The organism is Intrasporangium chromatireducens Q5-1, from assembly GCF_000576575.1.
Classification (GTDB): Bacteria; Actinomycetota; Actinomycetes; order Actinomycetales; family Dermatophilaceae; genus Intrasporangium_A; species Intrasporangium_A chromatireducens.
Window position 1 is genome coordinate 1 of sequence record NZ_AWQS01000157.1, and the last position, 9,137, is coordinate 9,137.

8 protein-coding genes are annotated in these 9,137 nt (G+C 70.5%); 1 reads left to right on the forward strand and 7 read right to left on the reverse strand.

What is annotated here, in order from left to right:
• Nucleotides 1-19: 19 nt before the first annotated feature.
• The gene (gene rpoB, locus N864_RS15625; protein WP_034718813.1) at nucleotides 20-3,502 is read right to left on the reverse strand and encodes a DNA-directed RNA polymerase subunit beta; all 3,483 of its coding nucleotides are present in this window, start codon (nucleotides 3,500-3,502) and stop codon (nucleotides 20-22) included.
• Between the two features lie 396 nt (nucleotides 3,503-3,898).
• The gene (locus N864_RS15630) at nucleotides 3,899-4,513 is read right to left on the reverse strand and encodes a LysE/ArgO family amino acid transporter (protein ID WP_034718815.1); all 615 of its coding nucleotides are present in this window, start codon (nucleotides 4,511-4,513) and stop codon (nucleotides 3,899-3,901) included.
• 69 nt (nucleotides 4,514-4,582) lie between these two features.
• Between N864_RS15630 and N864_RS15635 the strand changes: the two genes are divergently transcribed.
• Nucleotides 4,583-5,458 (forward strand): LysR family transcriptional regulator ArgP, encoded by an 876-nt coding sequence (locus N864_RS15635; protein ID WP_034718823.1) that lies wholly within the window; start codon nucleotides 4,583-4,585, stop codon nucleotides 5,456-5,458.
• An 87-nt stretch (nucleotides 5,459-5,545) separates the two neighbouring features.
• Here N864_RS15635 and N864_RS15640 read toward each other — a convergent pair whose 3' ends face one another.
• From N864_RS15640 to N864_RS25085, 5 genes are all read right to left on the reverse strand, one after another.
• Nucleotides 5,546-6,358: an anti-sigma factor gene (locus N864_RS15640; protein WP_034718826.1), complete on the reverse strand. Its 813-nt coding sequence runs from the start codon at nucleotides 6,356-6,358 to the stop codon at nucleotides 5,546-5,548.
• Nucleotides 6,342-6,935 (reverse strand): RNA polymerase sigma factor, encoded by a 594-nt coding sequence (locus N864_RS15645; RefSeq protein ID WP_034718828.1) that lies wholly within the window; start codon nucleotides 6,933-6,935, stop codon nucleotides 6,342-6,344. The genes N864_RS15640 and N864_RS15645 overlap by 17 nt, the downstream gene beginning before the upstream one ends.
• Before the next feature lie 25 nt (nucleotides 6,936-6,960).
• Nucleotides 6,961-7,662 (reverse strand): class F sortase, encoded by a 702-nt coding sequence (locus N864_RS24760; RefSeq protein WP_155892969.1) that lies wholly within the window; start codon nucleotides 7,660-7,662, stop codon nucleotides 6,961-6,963.
• A 9-nt stretch (nucleotides 7,663-7,671) separates the two neighbouring features.
• Nucleotides 7,672-8,484, reverse strand: a complete 813-nt coding sequence (locus N864_RS15655) for a DUF4397 domain-containing protein (protein WP_034718829.1) — start codon at nucleotides 8,482-8,484, stop codon at nucleotides 7,672-7,674.
• 133 nt (nucleotides 8,485-8,617) lie between these two features.
• Nucleotides 8,618-9,137: hypothetical protein (locus N864_RS25085; RefSeq protein WP_034718830.1), on the reverse strand; the 520-nt coding region annotated here is incomplete at its 5' end.

A 9,137-nucleotide genomic window follows, 5' to 3' on the forward strand; every position in this document is an offset into this window, starting at 1 on the left:
GCCGCTGCTCGTGGTGGCCTCAGACCTCCTCGACCGTGGACGGCTCGCGCCGGCTGAGGTCGATGCCGAGCTCCTCCGCTGCGCGGAAGACCTCCTCGTCGGATTCCTTCATCTCGATCGCCGTGCCGTCGGAGCTCAGGACCTCGACGTTGAGACACAGCGACTGCATCTCCTTGAGGAGGACCTTGAACGACTCGGGGATGCCGGAGTCGGGGATGTTCTCGCCCTTGACGATCGCCTCGTAGACCTTGACCCGGCCCGGGACGTCGTCGGACTTGATCGTCAGCAGCTCCTGGAGCGTGTAGGCCGCGCCGTACGCCTCGAGCGCCCAGACCTCCATCTCACCGAAGCGCTGGCCACCGAACTGGGCCTTACCGCCGAGCGGCTGCTGGGTGATCATCGAGTAGGGACCGGTCGAGCGAGCGTGGATCTTGTCGTCGACCAGGTGGTGCAGCTTGAGGATGTACATGTAGCCGACCGACACCGGCTCGGGGAACGGCTCGCCGGAGCGGCCGTCGAACAGGCGGGTCTTGCCGGAGCCGTCGACGAGGCGGACCCCGTCGCGCGTCGGCAGCGTCGAGTCGAGCAGGCCGGTGATGACTTCCTCGGACGCACCGTCGAAGACCGGCGTCGCGACCCGGGAGCCCGGCGTGGCCTGGTGGGCGTCGGCCGGGATCTGCTTGGCCCACTCCGGCTCGCCCTCGATCTTCCAGCCGCGGCTGGCGGCCCAGCCGAGGTGCAGCTCGAGGATCTGGCCGAGGTTCATCCGGCGCGGCACACCGTGCGGGTTGAGGATGACGTCCACCGACGTGCCGTCCTCGAGGAACGGCATGTCCTCGATCGGGAGGATCTTGGAGATGACGCCCTTGTTGCCGTGGCGGCCGGCGAGCTTGTCACCGTCGGTGATCTTGCGCTTGTTCGCGACGTAGACGCGGACCAGCTGGTTGACACCCGGCGGCAGGTCGTCGCCCATGTCGGCGCGGAACTCCTTGACGCCGATCACCGTGCCGGTCTCGCCGTGCGGGACCTTCAGCGACGTGTCGCGGACCTCGCGGGCCTTCTCACCGAAGATCGCGCGGAGCAGCCGCTCCTCCGGCGTCAGCTCGGTCTCGCCCTTCGGAGTGACCTTGCCGACGAGGAGGTCGCCGTCGCGCACCTCGGCGCCGACGCGGATGATGCCGCGCTCGTCGAGGTCGGCGAGGACGTCCTCGGAGACGTTCGGGATGTCCCGGGTGATCTCCTCGGGGCCGAGCTTCGTGTCACGGGCGTCGACCTCGTGCTCCTCGATGTGGATCGAGGAGAGGACGTCGTCCTGCACGAGGCGCTGCGACAGGATGATCGCGTCCTCGTAGTTGTGGCCCTCCCACGACATGAACGCGACGAGCAGGTTGCGCCCGAGCGCCATCTCGCCACCGTCGGTGGCCGGACCGTCGGCGATGACGTCGCCGACCTCGAGCCGGTCGCCCTCGTCGACCTGCACGACCTGGTTGTAGCTCGTGCCCTGGTTGGACCGGCTGAACTTGGCGATGCGGTAGGTCTGGTAGGTGCCGTCATCGTTCGCGACGCTGACGAGGTCGGCGGAGACCTCCTGGACGACGCCGGCCTTCTGGGCGCGGACGACGTCACCGGAGTCGAGGGCGGCGCGGAACTCCATGCCGGTGCCGACCAGCGGGGCCTCGCTCTTGACGAGCGGGACCGCCTGGCGCTGCATGTTGGCGCCCATGAGGGCGCGGTTGGCGTCGTCGTGCTCGAGGAACGGGATCATCGCCGTCGCGGCGGAGACCATCTGGCGCGGCGAGACGTCCATGTAGTCGACGTCCTCGCCGGGCACGAGCTCGACCTCGCCGCCCTTGGTGCGCACGAGCACGCGCTCGTCGACGAACCGCCCGTCCTCGCCGACGACCGCGTTGGCCTGGGCGACGACGAACTTGTCCTCCTCGTCGGCGGACAGGTAGTGCACCTCGTCCGTGACGAGGCCGTACTCGACCTTGCGGTAGGGCGTCTCGATGAAGCCGAACGCGTTGATCCGGCCGTACGAGGCGAGCGAGCCGATCAGGCCGATGTTCGGGCCTTCCGGCGTCTCGATCGGGCACATGCGGCCGTAGTGCGACGGGTGGACGTCGCGGACCTCCATCTGCGCGCGGTCACGGGAGATACCGCCCGGGCCGAGGGCCGACAGACGCCGCTTGTGCGTCAGACCGGCGAGCGGGTTGTTCTGGTCCATGAACTGCGAGAGCTGCGAGGTGCCGAAGAACTCCTTGATCGACGCCACGACCGGGCGGATGTTGATCAGGGTCTGCGGGGTGATCGCCTCGACGTCCTGCGTCGTCATGCGCTCGCGGACGACGCGCTCCATCCGGGACAGGCCGGTGCGGACCTGGTTCTGGATGAGCTCGCCGACGGAGCGGAGCCGACGGTTGCCGAAGTGGTCGATGTCGTCGACCTCGACGGGGATGTCGACCTCCTCGCCGTGCCGGACGCCCTTGAGGGTGTCCTGCCCGTCGTGCAGGGCCACGATGTAGCGGATCGTCGCAACGACGTCGTCGATCGACAGCGTCGAGTCGTTGATGCTCGCGTCGAGCCCGAGCTTCTTGTTGACCTTGTAACGGCCGACCTTGGCCAGGTCGTAGCGCTTGCCGTTGAAGTAGAGGTTGTCGAGCAGGGTCTGCGCGGCCTCACGGGTCGGCGGCTCGCCCGGGCGCAGCTTGCGGTAGATGTCGAGCAGGGCCTCGTCCTGGTTGGCCGTGTGGTCCTTCTCGAGGGTGAGGCGCATCGACTCGTAGTCGCCGAACTCCTCCAGGATCTGCGCCTCGGTCCAGCCCAGGGCCTTGAGCAGCACCGTGACGGACTGCTTGCGCTTGCGGTCGACGCGGACCCCGACCATGTCGCGCTTGTCGATCTCGAACTCGAGCCAGGCACCGCGGCTCGGGATGATCTTGGCGGTGTAGATGTCCTTGTCGGACGTCTTGTCGGGCGTGCGCTCGAAGTAGACGCCCGGGCTGCGGACGAGCTGGCTGACGACGACACGCTCGGTGCCGTTGATGATGAAGGTGCCGCGCTCGGTCATCAGGGGGAAGTCGCCCATGAAGACGGTCTGGCTCTTGATCTCGCCGGTCGTCATGTTCATGAACTCGGCGGTGACGAAGAGCGGCGCGTCGTAGGTCTGGTCGCGCTCCTTGCACGACTCGATCGTCTTGCGGGTCTCCTCGAACCGGTGGTCGCGGAACGACAGCGACATCGAGCCGCTGAAGTCCTCGATCGGGGAGATCTCCTCGAAGATCTCCTCGAGACCGGAGCGGTCGGGGACATCGGAGCGCCCCTCGGCCTTGGCCGCTGCGACGCGAGCCTGCCAGCGCTCGTTGCCGAGCAGCCAGTCGAAGCTCTCCGTCTGAAGGGCCAGGAGGTCGGGGACCTCAAGTGGTTCGCGAATCTTCGCGAAGGACAGACGCCCCGAAGGGGTCAATGCGGTGGACATTTTCGTCGCAGTACGCGAGGCAGCCAAGGAGGGTCCTTCCACGGGCCTTTTCGAGTCTTCAGATCCGCGTTGTCGCAGCACTTCGTTCGCGGGTCCGCGTCACGGTGAAGACACAGGTCGACCGAGGCCGGCGAGGTCTCGCGCACCGATCGAGGTCGCGAAGGGAGGGCATGGGCAGCGCAAGGGCCTAGCCTACCGAAGAAGGGCATAGATGTCCAACCGAGTCAAGAGGCGGAGTTCGAACGACCTCGACACCTCCCGATCCGGGAGCTCCTGCAAGGAACGCGATGACTATGGACCCCCATGTGCCCGCACGTCAAGCATTTCCCGCACCGTGGCGCCCGGTCGAGGTATCTACCGGTCGAGGTATCTACCGGACAGTGGTGTCCGCCGGACACCTCGAACCCGCGGCTCTTCCGGGGGTCAACCGGTGAGGAGGAGGCCGGCCGCGACGACGAGCATCTGGACCGCGATGAGCCCGTCGACGAGTCTCCAGACGGTGGGCCGGCCCAGCACGCCGCTCAGCGCCCGCGCGCCGAGGCCCAGGAGGGTGAACCACAGGACGCTGGCCAGCATCGCGCCGGCCGCGAAGGCCCATCGGCCCGGGTCACCCTTGGTCGCCGCCACCGATCCGATGAGGACCATCGTGTCGAGATAGACGTGGGGGTTGAGCCAGGTGAGCGCGACAGCGGTCAGCACGACCCCCGCGCGGGTGGGGTCGGGCGCGTCGGCGGCCGCGAGGGCCGCAGGTCGCAGAGCCCGCCGGGCCGCCACCGTCGCATAGGCGACGAGGAAGGCGGCGCCGCCCCAACGGACCGCCTCCAGGAGCGCCGGGAAGCGTCCTGCGAGCGCGCCCATCCCGGCGACGCCTGTCGCGATGAGCGCGATGTCGGACAGGACGCAGACGAGCACGACCGCGACGATGCCGTTGCGCCGCAGCCCCTGCCGCAGGACGTAGGCGTTCTGCGGGCCGATCGCGACGATGAGGCCGGCGCCCGTGCCGAGCCCGGCGAGCGCGGGTGCAATGAAGGACGACACGCGGGCAGCCTAGGGATGAGCGGATCTGAAGCCCAGCGAATGTTTCTGGTCTTCCATTAGCGTCGCTTCATGGATGTCGATCAGCTCAGGGCGCTCGTGAACGCCGTCGACGCGGGCACTTTCGACGCGGCCGCGGCCCGGCTGCACGTCACACCGTCGGCCGTGAGCCAGCGGATCAAGGCACTCGAGGCCAGCGTGGGGGCCGTGCTGCTCCAACGGACGAAGCCGGTTCGGCCGACGGCGAAGGGTGAGGTGCTGCTGCGCACGGCCCGTCAGGTGGGCCACCTGCTCGACGAGGCCGGCGGCCTGCTCGCCGGCGACCCTGCCCGCGGCTCCGCAGGGCGGGTGCGCGTGCCCGTCGTCGTCAATGCCGACTCCATCGCCACCTGGTTCGGCCCGGCCATCGTCGACCTCGGGCGCGGACCGAACCTCGAGCTCGACCTGCGCCGGGACGACGAGGCGGTCACGGCGGAGCTGCTGCGGTCGGGCGAGGTCATGGCCGCAGTGACCGCCGACCCGAGCCCCGTGCAGGGGTGCTCGGTCCACGGGCTGGGCGCCATGACCTACCGCGCCAAGGCGTCTCGTCGCTTCGTCCGGAGGTGGCTGCCCGACGGAGCGACACCGGAGGCGCTCCATCGCGCTCCCATGGTGCAGTACGACCACCAGGACCAGCACCAGAACCGGCTCCTGCGGTCGGTCGCCCCCGAGGCCCGACCGCCTGAGCACTTCATCCCGGACTCGGTGCAGTACGTCGCGGCCATCCGCGCCGGGGTGGGCTGGGGCATGGTGCCCGACCTCCAGGACACCCTCGGCCAGCTCGTCGTCCTCGACGCCGCCTGGGTCCACAAGGTCGAGCTCTACTGGCAGGTCTGGAAGCTCGACTCGCCAGCACTCGACCTGGTCACCGCTGCGGTGCTGCGGGCTGCGGCGCACCACCTCCGCTGACGCCCCCGAGGACGGCAGGGGCATGCCGCCCGGCGGACTGGGCGGGTGCACCCGCCCAGCCCGCAGCCACGGGTAGCCGCCCCTGCATCAGGTGGTCAGCTGCCCGCGGAGCAGGCTGTGGCCGGAGTGCAGTGGGCTGCCGTTGTACTGCTGCACGGAGATGTCGACGATCGTGTAGCCCTGGTCCATGAGCCGCTGGCTCATCGTGAACCGGCCCGACTCGCCCGGCCGCAGGACCCCGACGGAGACCATCCGTTTGAGGTCGGTGTTGATGAGCCAGACCTCGAGATAGCCGTTGCCGGGATCGAGCTTCGAGGAGGGAGCCACCTCGAGGTCGAGTCCCTGCTGGGTGCGGACCACGACGGCCCTTCCGTCCTGCTGCTTGGTGTCCAGCGTGTCGAGAGACGCCGTGGCGACCGTGGGCGCCGGCGCGACAGCGGTCGGGCTCGGAGCCGGCGTGCCGCCGTCCCAGATCTGGTGGCCCAGCCCGAGCCCGACGAGCAGGGAGGCTGCGGCGAGCCCGGCCGCCCAGGCGGGGGTCCACCGCAGGCGCGCACGGGTGCGCGCCGGTGTGTCGGCGGACGTCGTCGCTCCGGCGGCGGGCCCTGCCCCCTGCTCGACGTCGGGCCCCCGCTCGACCTGGGCCTCGAGCTCGGGAGAGTCAGTGGCGGGCGCGGCGTCGATGCCGTCCTCGATGGCCGCCCACACCGACGGGCCCGGCGTCGCCCAGCCACCGGTGGCCACGGGGTCCTGGCTCACGGCCCGCAGGAGCTGCCGGGCCCGGCGCAGCTCGGCCACGGTGGCGGCGCACTGCGGGCACGAGGACACGTGCTCGGACACCGTCGGATCCGGCTCGCCGATGACAAGGTCGGCAAGAGCCTCGTCAGTCGGATGGGACACGCTCCACCTCCTTGAGTCGGTTACGCAGCTCGAGCAGACCTCGGCGGACATGGCTCTTGACCGTGCCGAGGGGCATCGCGAGCCGGTCTGCGATCTGTTCGTGGGTCTGGTCCTCGAGGAAGGCGAGCCGCAGGATCGCCGCCCGAGGGTCGCCCATTCGCTCCAGCTCGTGGACGAGGAGCAACCGGTCGGCCCAGTCCTCCACCGTCACGGCCGGCGCGACCACCGCTGCGGTCGCGACGGCGTGCAGGTCACGGGCCCGGCGCGCCCGTTGGGCGTGGAGGTCGGCGATGCGGTGTTTCGTGATGCCGACGAGCCAGGCCGCCGGGCTGCCCCGATCCGGCCGGAGGGTGTGTCGGCCGCTCCAGGCTGCGACGAAGACCTGCTGGGTGACGTCCTCCGCGTCGGCGGTGTTGGCGAGGCTGCGAAGGGCGATCGTGTGGACGAGGGAGGACCAGCGCCGGTACATCTCCGCGAGCGCGTCCCGGTCCCCCGCGACGAGTCGGGCCGCCAGGTGGCTGTCGACGGCCTCGGCCGGCGCGACGGCTTCGACCTCGACGTCGTCGTCCAAGGGCACGGGCTCCACGATAGCCACGCAGGCCTCACACCGGACGGGCAACAAGGACGACGTTCTCGTCGTAGCGCCGGGCGACAGGGTCGAAGCGGCCCCCGCAGGTGACGATGTGCAGGCTCGGCGGGCCGTCCACCCGAAAGAGCGTCGCGAGGTCCAGCCGGGTCTTGCGCACCCTCTGCACCTCGGTCACGACGTAGCGCCGGGACGTGGCCCCGGTCCGCACGACGACGCTGGCCCCCGGGGACACGTCGTTCAAACGGGCCAGCGGACCGGTTCCGTACCAGGGCTGGTCGAGGTGGCCGGCGATGACGACGGCGCCCTGCGGGTCACCGGGGAGCGCCCCGTAGCGGTACCACCCGGCCCTGGCCGGGGTGGGTGGCAGCGCCATCTCCCCGTCAGCGGCGACGCCGACGGGGACGACGGGCATCCGCAGGCCGGCGGCGGCGATGGTCAGCTCCGTGGGTGTGGCACCCGTCGGCCCGGGTGCAGGCGGTTCGGCCGGAGTGGCCTGCAGCGTCGGGGAGGACGCCGCCGCTGCGGCTGCCGACCCAGCAGCTGGCTCCGTCCCGTCGACGGGCGTAGTCGTGACCGCGGCCGCGCCCCGCAGAGCGGTGCCGAGCGCCGCCGCGTCGCCGGGCCGGGGGCTGCTCAACCAGGAGGCGAACAGGCCGGCCACGAGGGCGGCGACCACGGCGGCCGCCGCCCTCGACGGACGGATCCTGAGGTGCACGGCGCCCCGTCAGCGCGTCGGAACGGCGCGGCGGCGGCTCACCAGCACGATGCCGCCGGCCAGCAGCGCGGCGCCGCCGATGCCGGCATAGCGGATCAGATCGGTCGGAGCCTGGGCCTGGCCACCACCGGCCGGGACGCCGGCCGGCGCGGAGTGCATGCCGCCGATGGTCTGCACGGCGAGCTTCAGGTCCTTGTCCTTGGCACTCCCCCAGGCATAGACGATGGTGTTGGTGCCCTCCTTGAGCGTGAGGTCGGCCGGCCCGATCGCCACCGTGGAGGTGCCGGCCAGGACGACGTCGGCCTTGATGGTGCCGGCGGGGACGAGTCCCTTGGCCTCATTGGGGTTCGTGAGGTTCTTGAACACCGGGGCTCCGCCGGCCCGGACGTCGACGGCCGGGGCCGCGGCATCGTGGCGCACGGTGACTCGCGCCTTGCCGGCCGGGACCATCGAGGTGTCGTTGACGTAGGGCGTGAGCTCGGGCTTGCCGGAGGCGTCGAGGTGCGCGACGACGGTGATGTTGGCCCCGCTCGGGACCTTGACGCCGTTGGCCTCGATGACCGCCTTGCCCGAGGCGCCGGCGCCGGCGGCGGTGACCTTGAGGTCGTAGGTACCGCCGGGGAGCATGAGCGGCTTGGTCAGGGTGCCGGGCTTGAAGTTGGTCAGCAGCGCCTTGCCGTTCGCGTAGACGTCGACCGTCGCGCCGGGGACGGCATGCAGGATCGAGACGGTGGCGTCCGAAGCCGCCTGGGCCGGAAGGCCGAGCGCGCCGAGCGACGCCAGGGACAGCGCGGTGACAGCCGCAACACGGAGGGTCTTCATGAGGGTGCTCCTTGCTCTGGTGATCCGGGACGAGCGGCCCGGGTGGCCGCCCTTGTCCCTTCTTTCCGAGGCAGGACCTCATCCGGATGCACTGGTGGACAGATTTTTCGGACGCGTTTCTCGAGGAGCAGCCCTAGAAGGCCGCCAGGTCACTGACGAGCCAGCGGTCACCGACTCGTTTCATCGTCACGATGACCCGGTTCTGGTCAATGGCGGGAGTGGGCTCCTTGGCGGTGGTCGTCGCCTGGTTGACGAAGGCCATGATGCGCACGGTCGACCCGTCGCCCCCGTCACCCGAGGTGTCCATCACCCCCGCGTCGTAGACCTTGGCCTGGACCGTGGCACCGTTCTTGACCGCCATGGGCTTGATGTCGGTGGCCGCGACCTTGCTGAACTGGTCCTTGAACGGCGCGGCGAGCCGGGGCGTGACCTCGGCGACATGGGCGTCGAACGTCGCCCCCGAGTAGCTGAGCAGGGACTCCAGAGTCGTCCGGGCCGAGTCGACCGCCGCGGCCCGATCGGTGTCGCGCATGGCCGGCTGGAGGGACACGACGAGCGTCCCGACGAGCAGGACGAGAGCGACGGCCGCCGCGAGGGCCGCCGGCCAGACCCGGCGGCGCGTCGGCGACCCGGTCGCGTGCGAGGCCCGGCGG